The organism is Streptomyces sp. CA-111067 (genome assembly GCF_050956065.1).
Lineage (GTDB): Bacteria > Actinomycetota > Actinomycetes > Streptomycetales > Streptomycetaceae > Actinacidiphila.
In genome coordinates this window covers 1,811,849-1,829,795 of record NZ_CP192103.1, presented here as the reverse complement: position 1 = coordinate 1,829,795, position 17,947 = coordinate 1,811,849, and the positions used below count along the sequence as shown (strand labels likewise).

14 protein-coding genes are annotated in these 17,947 nt (G+C 72.1%); 13 read left to right on the top strand and 1 reads right to left on the bottom strand.

All coding sequences use genetic code 11. From position 1 onward, the window contains the following. From ACQPW6_RS07990 to ACQPW6_RS07930, 13 genes are all read left to right on the top strand, one after another. The gene (locus ACQPW6_RS07990) at window positions 1-1,698 is read left to right on the top strand and encodes a UDP-N-acetylmuramoyl-L-alanyl-D-glutamate--2,6-diaminopimelate ligase (RefSeq protein ID WP_433888841.1); all 1,698 of its coding nucleotides are present in this window, start codon (window positions 1-3) and stop codon (window positions 1,696-1,698) included. Then, the gene (locus ACQPW6_RS07985) at window positions 1,695-3,140 is read left to right on the top strand and encodes a UDP-N-acetylmuramoyl-tripeptide--D-alanyl-D-alanine ligase (protein ID WP_433888840.1); all 1,446 of its coding nucleotides are present in this window, start codon (window positions 1,695-1,697) and stop codon (window positions 3,138-3,140) included. Before ACQPW6_RS07990 ends, ACQPW6_RS07985 begins: the two co-directional genes overlap by 4 nt. Next, window positions 3,137-4,201: a phospho-N-acetylmuramoyl-pentapeptide-transferase gene (gene mraY / locus ACQPW6_RS07980; protein WP_433888839.1), complete on the top strand. Its 1,065-nt coding sequence runs from the start codon at window positions 3,137-3,139 to the stop codon at window positions 4,199-4,201. The genes ACQPW6_RS07985 and mraY overlap by 4 nt, the downstream gene beginning before the upstream one ends. Beyond that, window positions 4,198-5,643, top strand: coding sequence for a UDP-N-acetylmuramoyl-L-alanine--D-glutamate ligase (murD, locus tag ACQPW6_RS07975; protein ID WP_433888838.1), 1,446 nt, complete (start codon window positions 4,198-4,200; stop codon window positions 5,641-5,643). The genes mraY and murD overlap by 4 nt, the downstream gene beginning before the upstream one ends. A 290-nt stretch (window positions 5,644-5,933) precedes the next feature. Next, entirely contained in the window at window positions 5,934-7,226 is a 1,293-nt protein-coding gene (gene ftsW / locus ACQPW6_RS07970; protein ID WP_433888837.1) for a putative lipid II flippase FtsW, read from the top strand. Window positions 7,227-7,232: 6 nt separating this feature from the next. Then, window positions 7,233-8,327 (top strand): undecaprenyldiphospho-muramoylpentapeptide beta-N-acetylglucosaminyltransferase, encoded by a 1,095-nt coding sequence (gene murG, locus ACQPW6_RS07965; protein ID WP_433888836.1) that lies wholly within the window; start codon window positions 7,233-7,235, stop codon window positions 8,325-8,327. A gap of 42 nt (window positions 8,328-8,369) precedes the next feature. Beyond that, window positions 8,370-9,212 (top strand): cell division protein FtsQ/DivIB, encoded by an 843-nt coding sequence (locus tag ACQPW6_RS07960; protein WP_433888835.1) that lies wholly within the window; start codon window positions 8,370-8,372, stop codon window positions 9,210-9,212. A gap of 262 nt (window positions 9,213-9,474) precedes the next feature. After that, entirely contained in the window at window positions 9,475-10,725 is a 1,251-nt protein-coding gene (gene ftsZ, locus ACQPW6_RS07955; RefSeq protein WP_433888834.1) for a cell division protein FtsZ, read from the top strand. A gap of 10 nt (window positions 10,726-10,735) precedes the next feature. Next, window positions 10,736-11,473, top strand: a complete 738-nt coding sequence (gene pgeF / locus ACQPW6_RS07950) for a peptidoglycan editing factor PgeF (protein ID WP_433888833.1) — start codon at window positions 10,736-10,738, stop codon at window positions 11,471-11,473. 2 nt (window positions 11,474-11,475) lie between these two features. Then, window positions 11,476-12,213 carry a YggS family pyridoxal phosphate-dependent enzyme gene (locus ACQPW6_RS07945; protein ID WP_433894461.1) on the top strand — a complete coding sequence of 246 codons (738 nt, stop codon included), beginning with the start codon at window positions 11,476-11,478 and terminating at the stop codon, window positions 12,211-12,213. Between the two features lie 95 nt (window positions 12,214-12,308). Further along, window positions 12,309-12,932, top strand: coding sequence for a cell division protein SepF (locus tag ACQPW6_RS07940; RefSeq protein WP_433888832.1), 624 nt, complete (start codon window positions 12,309-12,311; stop codon window positions 12,930-12,932). Between the two features lie 62 nt (window positions 12,933-12,994). Beyond that, complete coding sequence (locus ACQPW6_RS07935; RefSeq protein ID WP_433888831.1) at window positions 12,995-13,282, top strand: YggT family protein; 288 nt, start codon at window positions 12,995-12,997, stop codon at window positions 13,280-13,282. Between the two features lie 45 nt (window positions 13,283-13,327). Beyond that, window positions 13,328-14,497 carry a DivIVA domain-containing protein gene (locus ACQPW6_RS07930; protein ID WP_433888830.1) on the top strand — a complete coding sequence of 390 codons (1,170 nt, stop codon included), beginning with the start codon at window positions 13,328-13,330 and terminating at the stop codon, window positions 14,495-14,497. Between the two features lie 91 nt (window positions 14,498-14,588). On the opposite strand, the gene ileS is transcribed toward ACQPW6_RS07930, so the two are convergent. Continuing rightward, window positions 14,589-17,783, bottom strand: coding sequence for an isoleucine--tRNA ligase (gene ileS, locus ACQPW6_RS07925; protein WP_433888829.1), 3,195 nt, complete (start codon window positions 17,781-17,783; stop codon window positions 14,589-14,591). Between the last annotated feature and the right edge of the window lie 164 nt (window positions 17,784-17,947).

The following is a 17,947-nucleotide window of genomic DNA, read 5'->3' as shown; positions in this document are numbered from 1 at the left end:
ATGACCAGCGACGGCAGCGGGAAGGGCGGTGCCCGGCGGGCGGCCGGCCGCCGCGACCCGCGTGCACGGCGCCCGGCCCCTTTTGGCCCGGAGCCCGGCCAGCCCGGTAACCTCACCGCCGTGCCCAAAGCTGATCAACCCTCCCTCACTCCGCCGGGCGCGCCGCGCCCGACGCGTATCCGCCCCAAACCGCTGGCGGAACTCGCCCGGCGGCTCGGTACGCCCCTGCCGCACGACGCGGCCGACCCGGGCAGTGCGACCCAGGTCACCGGCATCACCCATGACTCGCGGGCGGTCCGCCCCGGCGACCTGTACGCCGCTCTGCCCGGCGCGCACGCGCACGGCGCGGACTTCGCCGGCCAGGCCGCCGACGCCGGCGCCGTCGCGGTGCTGACCGACCCCGACGGCGCCGAGCGCGCCGCCGCCACCGGCCTGCCGGTGCTGACCGTGGCCGACCCCAGATCCCAGATGGGCGAGCTGGCCGCCGCGGTCTACGACGAGCCGGGGGAGGGGATGCTGCGGATCGGCATCACCGGCACCTCCGGCAAGACCACCACCGCCTACCTCGTCGAGGGCGGCCTGCGGGCCGCGCGGCACACCGGTGACACCGGCCTGATCGGCACGGTGGAGACTCGGATCGGCGACCAGCACGTCCCCAGCGAGCGCACCACGCCGGAGGCCACCGACCTCCAGGCGCTGTTCGCGGTGATGCGCGAACGCGGTGTCGAGTCGGTGGTGATGGAGGTCTCCAGCCACGCCCTGGTGCTCGGCCGGGTCGACGGCGCGGTCTTCGACGTGGCCGTCTTCAACAACCTCAGCCCGGAGCACATGGAGTTCCACCACGGCATGGAGGACTACTTCCAGGCCAAGGCGCAGCTGTTCACCCCGCGCCGCAGCAGGCTCGGCGTGGTCAACCTGGACGACTCCTACGGCCGCCGGCTGGTCGCCGAGGCCACCGTGCCGCTGGTGACCTTCTCCGCCGAGGGCCGGCTCGACGCGGACTGGCGGGCCGAGGACATCGAGGCCGGGCTGCTGGAGAGCACCTTCACGGTGCTCGGCCCCAAGGGCGAGCGGGTGCGGGCCACCGCGCCGCTGCCCGGCCCCTTCAACGTCGCCAACACGCTGGCCGCGATCACCGCGCTGGCCGCCGCCGGGCTCGACCCGCAGGCCGCCGCCGAGGGCGTCGCCGCCGTTCCCGGCGTGCCGGGCCGGCTGGAGCGGGTGGACGCCGGCCAGCCGTATCTGGCCGTGGTGGACTACGCGCACAAGACCGACGCCGTGGAGTCCGTCCTGCGGGCGCTGCGGCAGACCACCCAGGGCTCGATCCACGCCGTGCTCGGCTGCGGCGGCGACCGGGACGTCACCAAGCGCGGCCCGATGGGCGCCGCGCTCGCCCGGCTCGCCGACACCGCCGTACTGACCTCGGACAACCCCCGCTCGGAGGACCCGCTGACCATTCTCGCCGCGATGCTGACCGGGGCCGTGGAAGTCCCGCAGGACCAGCGCGGACACGTCATCGTCGAACCCGACAGGGCCGCCGCCGTGGCCGTCGCCGTGTCCCGCGCGCGGCCGGGCGACATCGTGCTGGTGGCGGGCAAGGGCCACGAGCAGGGCCAGTACATCGCCGGAGAGGTACGCCCCTTCGACGACCGAGAGGTGCTGCGCGCCGCGATCGAGAAGGACCAGAGACAACCGTGATCCCCCTTACCCTCGCCGAGGTCGCACACGCGGTCGGCGGGAGCATGCACGACATACCTGACCCGGCTGTACGGGTCACGGGTCCCGTGGTCAGGGACTCCCGCGAGGTCGTGCCGGGCGCGCTGTTCGTCGCGCTGGCCGGCGAGCGGGCCGACGGCCACGACTTCGCCGCGCGGGCCGTCGAGGACGGCGCCGCCGCGGTGCTGGCCGCCCGGCCGGTCGGCGTGCCCGCGATCGTGGTGCCCGACGTGCCGGCCGCGCTCGGCACGCTAGCCCGGCATGCCATCGGGCAGCTGGGCGCCACCGTGATCGCGCTCACCGGCTCCGCGGGCAAGACCGGCACCAAGGACCTGATCGCGCAGGTGCTCGACGGTCTCGCGCCCACCGTGTGGACGCAGGGCTCCTACAACAACGAGATCGGGCTGCCGCTGACCGCGCTGCGGGCCGACGCCCGCACCCGGCACCTGGTGCTGGAGATGGGCGCCCGCGGCATCGGCCACATCCGCTACCTGACCGGGCTGACGCCGCCCCGGATCGGCCTGGTGCTCAACGTCGGCAGCGCGCACATCGGCGAGTTCGGCAGCCGCGAGCAGATCGCGCTGGCCAAGGGCGAACTCGTGGAGGCGCTGCCGGCCGCGGCGGACGGCGGCGTGGCCGTACTGAACGCCGACGACCCGCTGGTGACCGCGATGGCGGAACGCACGCGCGCCAAGGTGGTGTGGTTCGGCGAGAGCGAGCGGGCCGCGATCAGAGCCGAGAACGTCCGGCTGGACGATCTGAGCAGACCGGTGTTCGACCTGCGGACACCCTCCGGGTGCGCCGAGGTGACCTTGCGCCTGTACGGTGAGCACCACGTGTCGAACGCGCTCGCCGCAGCCGCCGTCGCCAGTGAACTCGGCATGTCCGCCGGGGAGATCGCCACCGCGCTCTCCGCGGCCGTACCGCTGTCGCGCTGGCGGATGGAGGTCACCGAGCGCCCCGACGGCGTGACGGTCGTCAACGACGCCTACAACGCGAACCCCGAATCCATGCGGGCCGCCCTGCGCGCACTCGCCGCGATGGGCAGGCCGGCACGGGCACGGGGGGGCCGTACCTGGGCGGTGCTGGGAAAGATGGCCGAACTCGGCGGGGAAGCCCTCGCCGAGCACGACGCGGTGGGGCGGCTGGCCGTCCGGCTCAACGTCAGCAAGCTCGTGGCCGTGGGCGGGGTCGAAGCCGCCTGGCTGCGAATGGGCGCCTATAACGAGGGTTCGTGGGGTGAGGAGTCGGTGCACGTGTCCGACGCGGAGGCGGCGGTCGACCTGTTGAGCGGCGAAGTGCGGCCAGGTGATGTCGTGCTGGTGAAGGCGTCGAGGTCGGTGGGACTGGAGTCCGTCGCCCTGGCGCTGCTTGAGGCCCCGGACGGCGCCGGGCGCGCGATCCGCGAAGGTGCCGCCCGATGAAGCAGATCCTGGTCTCCGGCGTACTCGGCCTGTTCCTCTCGCTGATCGGCACCCCGCTGCTGATCCGGCTGCTGGCCCGCAAGGGCTACGGGCAGATGATCCGGGACGACGGCCCGCAGGCCCACCACAGCAAGCGCGGCACGCCCACCATGGGCGGCATCGCCTTCATCCTGGCCACCCTGATCGCCTACGGGGCGACCAAGCTGATCACCGGCGACAAGCCCACCATGTCCGGCGTGCTGGTGCTGTTCCTGACCGTCGGCATGGGCCTGGTCGGCTTCCTCGACGACTACATCAAGATCGTCAAGCAGCGCAGCCTGGGCCTGCGGGCCAAGGCCAAGATGGCGGGCCAGCTCATCGTCGGCATCACCTTCGCGGTGCTCGCGCTGAACTTCCACGACGCCCGCGGCGACACCCCGGCCTCCACCAAGCTGTCCTTCACCTCGGACTTCGGCTGGTCCATCGGCCCAGTGATCTTCGTGGTCTGGGCGCTGTTCATGATCCTGGCGATGTCCAACGGCGTGAACCTCACCGACGGCCTGGACGGCCTGGCCACCGGCGCCTCGGTGATGGTCTTCGCCGCCTACACCGTGATCGGGGTCTGGCAGTACGGCCAGTGGTGCGGCGCCCCGGTCAGCGCCAACGGCGCCTGCTACGAGGTGCGCAACCCGCTCGACCTGGCCGTGGTGGCCGCCGCGCTGATGGGCGCCTGCTTCGGCTTCCTGTGGTGGAACACCTCGCCGGCCAAGATCTTCATGGGCGACACCGGCTCGCTGGCCCTGGGCGGCGCGCTGGCCGGCCTGGCGATCTGCTCCCGCACCGAGATGCTGCTCGCGATCCTCGGCGGCCTGTTCGTGCTGATCACGATGTCGGTGATCATCCAGGTCGGCTCCTTCCGGCTGACCGGCAAGCGGGTCTTCCGGATGGCACCGCTCCAGCACCACTTCGAACTCAAGGGGTGGAGCGAGGTCCTGGTGGTGGTCAGATTCTGGATCATCCAGGGCATGTGCATGGCCGTCGGGCTCGGCATCTTCTACGCCGGCTGGGTGGCCAAGTCATGACCGAGGCGGACCGGCTCAAGGACCGCCGGGTCGTCGTCGCCGGGCTCGGCGTGTCCGGTGTGCCGGCCGCCAAGGTGCTGCACGACCTGGGCGCCCGGGTCACCGTGGTCAACGGCACGGCGGGCGACAAGCAGCGGGCCGAGGCCGCCGAACTGGAGGCGCTCGGCATTCAGGTGCGGCTCGGCGACGGGGACACCCTGCCCGAGGGCACCGAGTTGGTCGTCACCACACCCGGCTGGCGGCCGGACAGCCCGCTGTTCACCGCCGCCGCCGGGGCCGGCGTCGAGATCTGGGGCGACGTCGAACTCGCCTGGCGGCTGCGCGGCCCCGGCGCCGCCCCCTGGCTCGCCGTCACCGGCACCAACGGCAAGACCAGCACCACCCGGATGCTCGCCGCGATCCTCGGCGCGGCGGGCCTGCGCACCGCGGCCGTCGGCAACATCGGGGTGTCGCTGCTCGACGTGGTGCTCGGCGAGCAGGAGTACGACGTACTCGCCGTCGAGCTGTCCAGCTACCAGCTGCACTGGGCGCCGGGCATCCGGCCGCACTCCGCGGCGGTGCTCAACCTCGCGCCCGACCACCTGGACTGGCACGGCTCGATGGAGGCCTACGCGGCCGACAAGGGCCGGATCTACCACGGCAACCAGGTCGCCTGCGTCTACAACGCGGCCGACCCGGAGACCGAGCGGCTGGTGCGCGAGGCCGACGTGCAGGAGGGCTGCCGGGCGATCGGCTTCACGCTGGACGCGCCGCGCCCGTCAGAACTCGGCCTGGTGGACGGCATCCTGGTGGACCGCGCCTTCGCCGACGACCGGCAGCACAGCGCGCAGGAACTCGCCGAGACCTCCGACGTGCGGCCGCCGGCCCCGCACAACATCGCCAACGCGCTGGCCGCGGCGGCGCTGGCCCGTGCCTTCGGGGTGCCGCCGGCCGCCGTCCGGGACGGCCTGCGGGCCTTCCGGCCGGACGCGCACCGGATCGCCGAGGTCGCCACCGTGGCCGGCGTCGCCTACGTGGACGACTCCAAGGCCACCAACACCCACGCCACCCAGGCGTCGCTGGCCACCTACGACCCGATCGTGTGGATCGCCGGCGGCCTGGCCAAGGGCGCGGTCTTCGACGACCTGGTGGCCGGCGCGGCCGGCCGGCTGCGCGCGGTGGTACTGCTCGGCGCCGACCGGGCGCTGATCCGTGAAGCCCTCACGCGACACGCCCCGCAGGTGCCCGTCGTGGAGCTGGAACGGACCGACACTGGGGCGATGGCCGCGGCCGTCGCCGCGGCGAGCGGCCTGGCCCGCCCGGGCGATACGGTGCTGCTCGCGCCGGCGTGCGCGTCGATGGACATGTTCGCCAACTACAACGAACGCGGCGATCTTTTCGCTGACGCGGTCTTGGCGTTGGCGTCGGCCCCGGAGTCCGGCGCGGGCCCCGGCGCCCACTGAGCGCAGCGCCGCGCGGCGCACGATGGAGGTCACGTGATCCACCCCGCCTCACCCCCGCGCCCAACCTCCCCCGCGCCACGCGCGAGCCACCCGGGTGCCCCGGCCGCGATTGCGCTGCGCGCGAGCGGAGCACCTTTTAGGGGCGCGGGGAACTGCGCGACAAGCCACGACGGTGGCGCGGGTGGCCACCGGCCCGAAGGGGCTGGTCCTGTTGTTTACCGACCACCGGCAGGTGGTGGGCTGAGCGCGCAGTTCCCCGCGCCCCTGGTGAAGCCGGGGGAGGTCGCGGCGTGAGCGTCTACCCCGTTCGCCCGCGCGGCAGCGCCCCGCGGGGAAGCGCGGTGCGCGGAGCCGCCAAGCTCCCCGCCCGGCTGCGGGAGGCCTGGGACCGGCCGCTGACGGCCTATTACGTCATCCTCGGCGGCAGCCTGCTGATCACCGTGCTCGGCCTGGTCATGGTCTACTCCGCCTCCATGATCCAGGCGCTGAGCTACGGGCTGCCCTCCACCTACTACTTCCGCAAGCAGCTGGTCGCGGTCGCCATCGGCTCCGTCCTGCTCGTCGCCGCCGCCCGGACGCCGATCCGGCTGCACCGCGCGCTGGCGTACCCGCTGCTGCTGGGCGCGGTGTTCCTGATGTGCCTGGTACAGGTGCCGGGAATAGGGGAGACGATCAACGGCAACACCAACTGGATCTCCATCGGCGGCCCGTTCCAGTTGCAGCCCAGCGAGTTCGGCAAGCTCGCCCTGGTGCTGTGGGGCGCGGACCTGCTGGCCCGCAAGAACGACAAGAACCTGCTCGTGCAGTGGAAGCACCTGCTCGTGCCGCTGGTGCCGGTCACCCTGCTGCTGCTCGGACTCATCATGCTCGGCGGCGACATGGGCACCACGATGATCCTCGGCGCGATCCTGTTCGGCATGCTGTGGCTGGCCGGCGCCCCCACCCGGCTGTTCGCCGGGGTGCTCGGCGGCGCCGGCGCGCTGGCCGCGCTGGCCATCGCCACCAGCCCCAACCGGATGGGCCGGCTGCACTGCATCGGGGCCACCGACCCCGGCGCCGGCTGCTGGCAGGCGGTGCACGGCATCTACGCGCTCGCGTCCGGCGGCTGGTTCGGCTCCGGGCTCGGGGCGAGTGTGGAGAAATGGGGTGAACTCCCCGAACCGCACACCGACTTCATCTTCGCCGTGACCGGGGAGGAACTGGGTCTTGCGGGGACACTGTCGGTACTCGCCCTGTTCGCGGCACTAGGCTACGCGGGTATCCGCGTGGCCGGTCGTACGGAGGACCCCTTCGTCAGGTTCGCAGCGGGTGGCGTGACCACCTGGATCACGGCCCAGGCCGTGATCAACATCGGTGCGGTGCTCGGCCTGCTGCCGATCGCCGGCGTCCCGCTCCCGCTGTTCTCCTACGGAGGTTCCGCCCTCCTGCCGACCATGTTCGCGATCGGGCTGCTGATCTCCTTCGCCAGGAACGAGCCCGCCGCGCGAGCGGCTCTGGCCCTGCGGGGGCGGAAGCCCCTCACCGGGGCAATGACAAGGACGATGCGGCGGTACGTCTCCCGACGGCCGTCCGGAGAGCGGTGAATTTCGGTGCATGTCGTACTCGCCGGTGGGGGGACCGCCGGCCACATCGAGCCTGCGCTCGCGCTCGCCGATGCCCTGCGCAGGCAGGACCCGACCGTGGGGATCACGGCGCTGGGCACCGAGAAGGGCCTGGAGACCAGGCTGGTGCCCGAGCGCGGCTATGAACTCGCGCTGATCCCGGCCGTACCGCTGCCCCGCAGGCCGACCCCCGAGCTGATCACCGTGCCTGGCCGGCTGCGCGGCACCATCAAGGCGGCCGAGCAGGTACTGGAACGCACCAAGGCCGACTGCGTGGTGGGCTTCGGCGGCTATGTGGCACTGCCCGGCTACCTGGCCGCCAAGCGGCTCGGCGTGCCGATCGTGGTGCACGAGGCCAACGCCCGCCCGGGCCTGGCCAACAAGATCGGCTCCCGCTACGCCCACGCGGTGGCCGTCTCCACCCCCGACAGCAAGCTGCGCGACGCCCGTTACATCGGCATCCCGCTGCGCCGCTCGATCTCCGTCCTGGACCGGGCCGCGGTCCGCCCCGAGGGCCGGCACGCGTTCGGCCTCGACCAGAACCTGCCGACCCTGCTGGTCTCCGGCGGCTCGCAGGGCGCCCGCAGGCTCAACGAGGTGATCGCCTCGGTCGCGCCCCGGCTCCAGCAGTCCGGCGTGCAGATCCTGCACGCGGTCGGCCCGAAGAACGAGCTGCCGCGGTCCGACAACATGCCCGGCATGCCGCCGTACCGCCCGGTGCCGTACGTGGACCGGATGGATCTCGCCTACGCCGCCGCCGACATGATGCTCTGCCGGGCCGGCGCCATGACCGTCGCCGAGCTGTCCGCGGTCGGACTGCCCGCCGCCTACGTGCCGCTGCCGATCGGCAACGGCGAACAGCGGCTGAACGCCCAGCCGGTGGTCAAGGCCGGCGGCGGACTGCTGGTCGACGACGCGGAGCTGACGCCCGACTGGGTGCTGGCCAACGTGCTGCCGGTGCTCACCGACCCCCACCGGCTCTACGACATGTCCCGCGCCGCCGCCGAGTTCGGCCGCCGTGACGCGGACGAGCTGCTGCTCGGCATGGTGTACGAGGCGGTGGCCGCCGGCCGGGCACGATAGGGCGGACAAGCCCAGCCAGCGTCAACACCACGGGAGGCCGACGTGTCCGGACCGGCAGCGGGAGCCAAGTCGCCGCAGGCGGGCGGCCCCAGGCCGCCGCAGCCGCGGCGCCCCGGCGGGCGCCCGCCCGGTCCGCCGCCCCGCGGCGGCCTGCCCCGGCTGCGGATCACGCTGCCGGAGCGGCTGCCGCTGCGGGCGGTGCTGATCGCGGTGACCGCGCTCGCGGTGCTGGTCGGCGGCGGCAGCTGGGCTGTCTACGGCTCCTCCTGGTTCCGCGCGGAGCGGGTCACCGTCGGCGGCACCGTGCAGCTGACCCCCGCTCAGGTCGAGCGCGCCGCCGGGGTACCGCTGGGCGGCGCGCTGGTCTCGGTGGACACCGGCAAGGCGCGCAAGCGGCTGCTGGCCGCGCTGCCGCGGATCAAGGACGCCGAGGTGGCGCGCTCCTGGCCGCACACCATCACCGTGAAAGTGACCGAGCGGACCGCCTCCGCGGTGCTGAGGACCGGCAGCCGGTTCACCGAAGTCGACCGCGACGGCGTGCGATTCGCCACCGTGGACCGGGCGCCGCGCGGAGTACCACTCGTACAATTGACCCCCGACCAGTCGGCCGGGGTTCAGCACTTCGGAACAAAGAGACTGCTGCAGGCCGCGATTGCGGTCTCGGCGGATCTTCCGCAATCCGTGCACGGCAAGGCGACCGCGATCCGGGTGCGGTCCTACGACGGCATCACCGTCGAACTCACCGGGGGGCGCGACGTGCTGTGGGGGAGCGCGGAGCAGGGCGCACGCAAGGCCGCCGTGCTCAGCGCGCTGATGACGGCCAGGCCACACGCCACCCACTACGACGTCAGTGCCCCCACCGCCCCTGCCGCGTCCGGGAGTTGATGTGTGCGCGACGTCCAGTACCGACCAGTTCGCCCCCTGGCCGTACATGGACCTGCGTGATCACATAGGGTGAAAAGAAAAACGGTAGGTTCGGCGTGTTCGTTGAACCTCTACCGCTTGTCGACTTAGTGTCTCGTCCCAAAGGAACACATGGGACAGGCATACTGGTAACCCTAAACCTCACGGTCAGGGTTCGGAACGGCCCCGGCGAGCGTACCGACCGTCCCACACGATTCGTAACTCGAGGCGAGAGGCCTTCGACGTGGCAGCACCGCAGAACTACCTCGCAGTCATCAAGGTCGTCGGTATCGGCGGCGGTGGCGTCAACGCCATCAACCGGATGATCGAGGTCGGTCTCAAGGGCGTCGAGTTCATCGCGATCAACACCGATGCGCAGGCCCTCCTGATGAGCGACGCCGACGTCAAGCTCGACGTCGGCCGGGAACTGACCCGGGGCCTCGGCGCCGGCGCCAACCCCGATGTCGGCCGCAAGGCCGCCGAGGACCACCGCGAGGAGATCGAAGAGGTGCTCAAGGGCGCCGACATGGTCTTCGTCACCGCGGGTGAGGGCGGCGGCACCGGCACCGGCGGCGCCCCCGTGGTCGCCAACATCGCCCGTTCGCTGGGCGCCCTCACGATCGGGGTGGTCACCCGCCCCTTCACGTTCGAGGGCCGCCGCCGCGCGAACCAGGCCGAGGACGGCATCGCCGGGCTGCGCGAGAACGTCGACACCCTGATCGTCATCCCCAACGACCGGCTGCTGTCGATCTCGGACCGCCAGGTGAGCGTGCTCGACGCGTTCCGCTCGGCGGACCAGGTGCTGCTGTCCGGCGTCCAGGGCATCACCGACCTGATCACCACCCCCGGCCTGATCAACCTGGACTTCGCCGACGTCAAGTCGGTGATGTCCGAGGCCGGTTCCGCGCTGATGGGCATCGGCTCGGCGCGCGGCGACGACCGGGCGGTGGCCGCCGCGGAGATGGCGATCTCCTCGCCGCTGCTGGAGGCGTCCATCGACGGCGCCCGCGGGGTGCTGCTGTCCATCTCCGGCGGCTCCGACCTCGGCCTGTTCGAGATCAACGAGGCCGCCCAACTGGTCAGCGAGGCCGCCCACCCGGAGGCCAACATCATCTTCGGCGCGGTCATCGACGACGCGCTCGGCGACGAGGTGCGGGTCACCGTCATCGCGGCCGGCTTCGACGGCGGCCAGCCGCCGACCAAGAGCACCCGGGACATGGGGGCGAGCACCTCCACCGGCGGCTCCAGCTTCGACCCGACACCGGCCTCGCCGCCGCGGATCGGCGGCCAGAGCGAGCCGCAGCGGCCCGCGCCGTCCTTCGGCGGCCTGGGCAGCGTCCCGTCGGCGGGCCCGTCCTCCACCGAGCGGGACCGCGAGCCGGAGCCGGCCGCGGAGGCCCCCTCGGCCCCGGCGGCGCCGCCGGTCGTGCCGCCGGCCCGCCCCTACCAGGACAGCGCGGCCGAAGAGCTCGACGTCCCCGACTTCCTGAAGTGATGTCAGGCAGTTGACCGCACACCGTATAACCGCGGACGGCGCGCACTTCGCATTCACCGACAGGTGGGGCGGGGTGAGCGCCGTTCCGTATGACAGCCTCAACCTCGGCGGGGCGGTCGGCGACGAGCCGGCCGCGGTCGCCGCCAACCGCGAGCGCGCCGCCGGATCGCTGGGCCGCGACCCGGCGCGAGTGGTGTGGATGAACCAGGTGCACGGCAGCGAGGTCGCGGTGGTCGACCGGCCGTGGGGCGACGGGCCGGTGCCCGCGGTCGACGCCCTGGTCACCGACCGCGCCGAGCTGACCCTCGCGGTGCTCACCGCCGACTGCCTGCCGGTGCTGCTGGCCGACCCGGTCGCCGGGGTCGCCGCCGCCGCGCACGCCGGACGCCCCGGACTGGTGGCCGGCGTGGTGCCGGCCGCCGTGGCCGCGATGACCGGCCTGGGCGCGGAACCGGCCCGGATCAGCGCGGTGTTCGGACCCGCGGTCTGCGGAAAGTGCTACGAGGTGCCGGAGGCGCTGCGCGCCGAGGTCGCCGCGGTGGTGCCCGAGGCGTACGCCGAGACCAGTTGGGGCACTCCGGCGGTCGACATCGCCGCCGGGGTGCGCGCACAGCTCGCCCGCGCCGGGGTGCCGGCCGCCGGCGGGCCGGGGATCTGCACCCTGGAGTCCGCCGACCACTTCTCCTACCGCCGCGACCGGACCACCGGCCGGCTGGCGGGCTACGTATGGCTGGACGGCCGCCCGTGAGCATCCCGGCAGAGGAGGGCGCCGAGCACCGGGGCGCCGAGATCGCCGCGAACCTGGCCCGGGTCGAGCAGCGGATCGCCGCCGCCTGCGAGGCCGCCGGGCGGGACCGCAAGGACGTGACCCTGATCGTGGTCACCAAGACCTACCCGGAGAGCGACATCAGGCTGCTCGCCGGGCTCGGCGTCCGCGAGGTCGCCGAGAACCGCGACCAGGACGCCGCCCGGAAAGCCGCCGAATGTGCTGATCTGTCGCTGAACTGGCACTTCGTGGGCCAGTTGCAGACCAACAAGGCACGCTCCGTGGTCCGTTACGCTGACCACGTGCATTCGGTCGACCGGCTCCGGCTGGTCGGCGCGCTGTCCACCGCGGCCACCGCCGCGGGCCGGCAGCTCGGCTGCCTGGTCCAGGTCGCCCTGGACGCCGGGTCCGGCGAACGGGGCGAGCGCGGCGGTGTGGCGCCTGACGGCGTCGCGGCCGTCGCCGACGCCATCGCGGTGGCGCCGGGACTGCGGCTCGACGGGGTGATGACGGTCGCACCGCTGGCCGGAGCGTACGCGGGACAACCCCGCGCCGCCTTCGATCGGTTGACGGAAATCTCATCCCGCCTGCGCGAGACGCATCCGGCTGCGAACATGGTCTCGGCAGGGATGAGTCAGGACCTCGACGAGGCCGTGGCTGCCGGGGCGACACATCTTCGCGTCGGTACGGCGGTACTCGGAGTCCGTCCCGGGCTCCGGTAACGTCACCAAACAAGTCGGACCACAGCATAAATATGGTGTGGCGGCCGTCCCCGGGCGGTCGAGGACCGCGCAACCCCGCTGAGAGGACGCAGAGCATGGCCGGCGCGATGCGCAAGATGGCGGTCTACCTCGGCCTCGTGGAGGACGACGGATACGACGGGCCGGGCTTCGACCCGGACGACGAGTTCGAGCCCGAGATGGCCACGCCGCCGAGTGCCAGGGCGGCAGCGGAACCCGAGCGGGCGGCCGTTCGCCGTCCCCAGCACGTTCCGCCGAGCCCGCACCAGCAGCAGCCGCCGCCGAGCGAGCCGGCGCGCCTCGTACACGCCCCGGCGCCCCGCGAACCGCGGATCGCTCCCGTGGCATCCATCACACCCGAACGCCACAGCCTGGAGAAGAACGCACCGGTGATCATGCCCAAGGTCGTGTCAGAGCGGGAGCCGTACCGAATCACCACGCTCCACCCCCGGACCTACAACGAAGCCCGTACCATCGGGGAACACTTCCGTGAGGGCACCCCGGTGATCATGAACTTGACGGAGATGGACGACACGGACGCGAAGCGACTTGTCGACTTTGCCGCGGGTCTGGTCTTCGGGCTTCACGGCAGCATCGAGCGGGTGACGCAGAAGGTCTTCCTGCTGTCGCCTGCTAACGTCGATGTCACGGCGGAGGACAAGGCCCGTATCGCCGAGGGCGGGTTCTTCAACCAGAGCTGAACGAGACGTAACCGCAGGAACCGGCCACCGGCCGACGAACGAGCAGGGGAGAGGGAAGCGCGATGAGTGTCGCACTCCAGGTGCTGTACATCGCGTTGTACTGCTTCCTGTTCGTGCTGATCTTCCGATTGGTGATGGATTACGTCTTCCAGTTCGCGCGTTCATGGCACCCTGGGAAGGCGATGGTGGTGGTCCTGGAGGGCACCTACACTGTCACTGATCCGCCACTCAAGCTTCTGCGGCGGTTCATCCCGCCGCTGCGTCTCGGGGGCGTGGCGCTCGACCTGTCCTTCTTCGTATTGATGATCATCGTGTACATCTTGGTCTACGTCGTTGGACGGTTGATGTGAACGGTGCGGGCTCCCGATATGTCGCGATCACGTTGAGGTGAAGAGATGCCGTTGACCCCCGAGGACGTTCGGAACAAGCAGTTCACGACCGTTCGCCTCAGAGAAGGCTATGACGAGGACGAGGTCGATGCCTTCCTCGACGAGGTGGAGGCGGAGCTGACCCGTCTGCTCCGCGAGAACGAGGATCTGCGGGCCAAGCTGGCCGCCGCCACTCGTGCCGCCGCGCAGAACCAGCAGCAGGGCATGCGCAAGCCCGAGCCGCAGGACCGGCCGGTACCCGCCGCCATATCCGGACCGCAGCCGGTGCCGCAGCAGCAGATGGGCCCGCCGCAGCAGCAGGGCGGCATGCCGCAGCTGCCGCCCGGCCCCAGCGCGCAGCAGCACGGTCCCGGTCCGATGCAGCAGCACCCGATGCAGCAGCAGGGCCCCGGTCCGATGCAGCAGCACCCCATGCAGCAGCAGGGTCCCGGCCCGATGGGCCAGCACCCGATGCAGCAGCAACAGCAGCAACAGCACCACCCGATGCAGCAGCAGGGCCCCGGTGGCGACAGCGCCGCCCGCGTGCTCTCGCTCGCGCAGCAGACCGCGGACCAGGCGATCGCCGAGGCGCGCTCCGAGGCCAACAAGATCGTCGGCGAGGCGCGCAGCCGCGCCGAGGGCCTTGAGCGGGACGCCCGCGCCAAGGCGGACGCGCTGGAGCGGGACGCGCAGGAGAAGCACCGCGTGGCGATGGGCTCCCTGGAGTCCGCGCGCGCCACGCTGGAGCGCAAGGTCGAGGACCTGCGCGGCTTCGAACGCGAGTACCGCACGCGGCTGAAGTCCTACCTGGAGTCGCAGCTGCGCCAGCTGGAGAACCAGGCCGACGACTCGCTCGCCCCGCCGCGCACCGCACCGCCGGCCGCGCCGTCGCTGCCCGCCGCGTCCACCATGGGCGGCTCGATGGGCAACGGTTCGATGGGCAACGGCTCGATGAGCGGCGCCATGGGCGGGATGGCCCCGGCCGGCGCCGGCGCGATGGGCCACGCCCCGTCCTACGGCAACGGAGCCGGTCCCGGCATGGGAGGCCACACCCCCGGCCCGACCTACGGCGGCCAGCAGCAGATGTCCCCTGCGATGACCCAGCCGATGGCTCCGGTCCGCCCGCAGGCCCCGTCCCCGATGCAGCAGGCGCCGACGCCGATGCGCGGATTCCTGATCGACGAGGACGACAACTAGCCGTCTGCCACCAGGCACCAGCACCACCAAGGGCCGGGCCCCCGGGGTTAACCCCCCGCGGGGCCCGGCCCTTTTCGCGCTCCCGGCCGGATCAGACCTTGCGGAGATGGAAGGTCAGGGTCAGCGGCTCCTCCGTGAAGGGGGAGCCGAAGCCCTCGGTCGGGGCGGACTGCTCGAACGTACGGGCCAGGACCTCCTCGGCGATCAGGGCGGCGTGGGTGCTCAGCGCGAGCGCGACCTCCTCGTCGTCGGCCTGGTAGCGGACGTCGATCCGGTCGGCCACGTCGAGCCCGCTGTTCTTGCGGGCCTCCTGGATCAGCCGGATCACGTCACGGGCCAGGCCCGCGAGCCGCAACTCCGGGCTGATCTCCAGGTCCAGTGCCACCGTCGCCCCCGAGTCCGAGGCCACCGACCAGCCCTCGCGGGGCGTCTCGGTGACGATCACCTCGTCGGGGCTCAGCGCGACCTCCGCGCCGTCCACGACCACCGTCGCCTGCCCGTGCTCCCTCAAGTCCGCCGACAGGGCCGCCGCGTCGGCCGCCGCGACCGCCGCGGCCACCGCCTGGACGCCCTTGCCGAACCGCTTGCCGAGCGCCCGGAAGTTCGCCTTCGCCGTGGTGTCCACCAGCGACCCGCCGACATCGGCGAGCGAGGCCAGCGAGGACACGTTCAGCTCCTCGGCGATCTGCGCCCGCAGCTCCTCGGAGAGCCGCTCGAAGCCCACCGCGCCGACCAGCGCCCGGGACAGCGGCTGCCTGGTCTTGACGCCGGACTCCGCGCGGGTGGCCCGGCCGAGTTCGACCAGCCGCCGTACCAGCCGCATCTGCTCCGACAGCACCAGGTCGATCCGGGAGGCGTCGGCGACCGGCCACGAGGTGAGGTGGACGGAGTCGGGCGCGCCGGGCGTGACCGGCAGCACCAGGTCCTGCCAGACCCGTTCGGTGATGAACGGCACCAGCGGCGCCATCAGCCGGGTGACGGTCTCGACCACGTCGTGCAGGGTGCGCAGCGCGGCCGGGTCGCCCTGCCAGAACCGCCGCCGGGACCGGCGCACGTACCAGTTGGACAGGTCGTCCACGAAGCCGGAGAGCAGCTTCCCGGCCCGCTGGGTGTCGAACGACTCCATCGCCTCGGTGGTGTCCCGCACCAGCACGTTCAGCTCGCCGACCAGCCAGCGGTCGAGCAGCGGCCGGTCGGCCACCGCCGGGTCGGCCGCGCTGGGCGCCCACAGCGAGGTGCGGGCGTAGAGCGCCTGGAAGGCGACCGTGTTCCAGTACGTGAGCAGCGTCTTGCGGACCACCTCCTGGATCGTCCCGTGGCCGACCCGGCGGGCCGCCCACGGCGAGCCGCCGGCCGCCATGAACCAGCGCACCGCGTCCGCCCCGTGCTGCTCCATCAGCGGGATCGGCTCCAGGATGTTGCCCAGGTGCTTGGACATCTTGCGGCCGTCCTCGGCGAGGATGTGGCCCAGGCACACCACGTTCTCGTAACTGGACCGGTCGAAGACCAGCGTGCCGATCGCCATCAGCGTGTAGAACCAACCCCGGGTCTGGTCGATGGCCTCGGAGATGAACTGCGCCGGGTAGGTCCGCTCGAAGACCTCCTTGTTGTGCAGCGGGTAGCCCCACTGCGCGAACGGCATCGAACCCGAGTCGTACCAGGCGTCGATCACCTCGGGCACCCGGCCGGCCGTCGCCCCGCACTCCGGGCAGTCGAAGGTGACCGCGTCGATGTAGGGGCGGTGCGGGTCCAGGCCCGACTGGTCGGTGCCGGTCAGCCCGGTCAGCTCGTCGAGCGAGCCGACGCAGGTCAGATGGCCGTCCGCGCAGCGCCAGATGGGCAGCGGGGTGCCCCAGTAGCGGTTGCGGGACAGCGCCCAGTCCACGTTGTTGTTCAGCCAGTCGCCGAAGCGGCCGTGCTTGACCGAGTCCGGGTACCAGTTGGTCCGCTCGTTCTCCCGCAGCAGCGCGTCCTTGACGGCGGTGGTGCGGATGTACCAGGACGGCTGCGCGTAGTAGAGCAGCGCGGTGTGGCAGCGCCAGCAGTGCGGATAGCTGTGCTCGTACGGCAGGTGCCGGAACAGCCGTCCGGCGGACTGCAACTCGGCGACCAGCGTCTCGTCGGCCTTCTTGAAGAAGACCCCGCCGACCAGCGGCACACCGGGCTCGAAGGTGCCGTCCTTGCGGACCGGGTTGACCACCGGCAGGCCGTACGCCTGGCAGGTCTTGAGGTCGTCCTCACCGAAGGCGGGGGACTGGTGGACGAGGCCGGTGCCGTCCTCGGTGGTGACATAACGGGCATTGACCACATAGTGCGCGTCCGGGATGTCGACCAGCTCGAACGGCCGCTGGTAGGTCCAGCGTTCCATCTCCGCGCCGGTGAACGACTGCCCGGTCGCCGTCCAGCCGCCCCCTGGGCCTAGCGGCCCGGGAGGTGCCCCCACACCCAGCGCCTTGCCCAGCAGCGGTTCGGCGACGACCAGTTGCTCGCTGCCGTCGGTGGCGACCACGTACCGGACGTCGGGGTGCACGGCGACGGCGGTGTTGGACACCAGGGTCCACGGCGTGGTCGTCCAGACCAGCAGCGCGGCCTGGCCGGCCAGCGGGCCGCCGGTCAGCGGGAAGCGGACGTAGACCGACGGATCGACGATCGTCTCGTAGCCCTGCGCCAGCTCGTGGTCGGACAGGCCGGTCTGGTCCCGCGGGCACCACGGGGCCACCCGGTAGTCCTGGACCAGCAGGCCCTTGTCGAAGATCTGCTTCAGCGACCACCAGACGGACTGCACGTACTCCGGGTCCATGGTCCGGTACGCGTTCTCCAGGTCCACCCAGTAGCCCATGCGGGTGGTCAGCTCGGCGAAGGCGTCGGTGTGCCGGGTCACCGACTCGCGGCACTTCGCGTTGAACTCCGCGATGCCGAACTCCTCGATGTCCTGCTTGCTGGTGAAGCCCAGCTCCTTCTCCACCGCCAGCTCCACCGGCAGGCCGTGGCAGTCCCAGCCGGCCTTGCGGGTCACATGGTGGCCGATCATCGTCTTGTAGCGGGGGAAGACGTCCTTGAAGACCCGGGCCTCGATGTGGTGGGCGCCCGGCCTGCCGTTGGCGGTCGGCGGCCCCTCGTAGAAGATCCAGTCGGGGCGGCCGCGGGACTGCTCGACCGAGCGGGCGAAGGTCTTCTGCTGGTCCCAGAGGCCGAGCACCTCGTGTTCGAGGGCGGGCAGATCGACCTGGGCCGGCACCTGGCGGTACTGCGGCCGGCTCTCTTGGGGCTGGCTGTTCGGGCTCATCGGGCCTTCCTCCGGCGGACGTGGTCGTGCTCCGTCGAAGGGACGAGAGCGCTGCGGCTCCCGCGGTACCACCCTCCTTGGCGGTGGACCGGCCCTGTCGGACCGGAGGCTCCCGGTCCTCGCGGACCAGGTCTGCCCGGTCCTCACGGACCGCACCGCCCCCT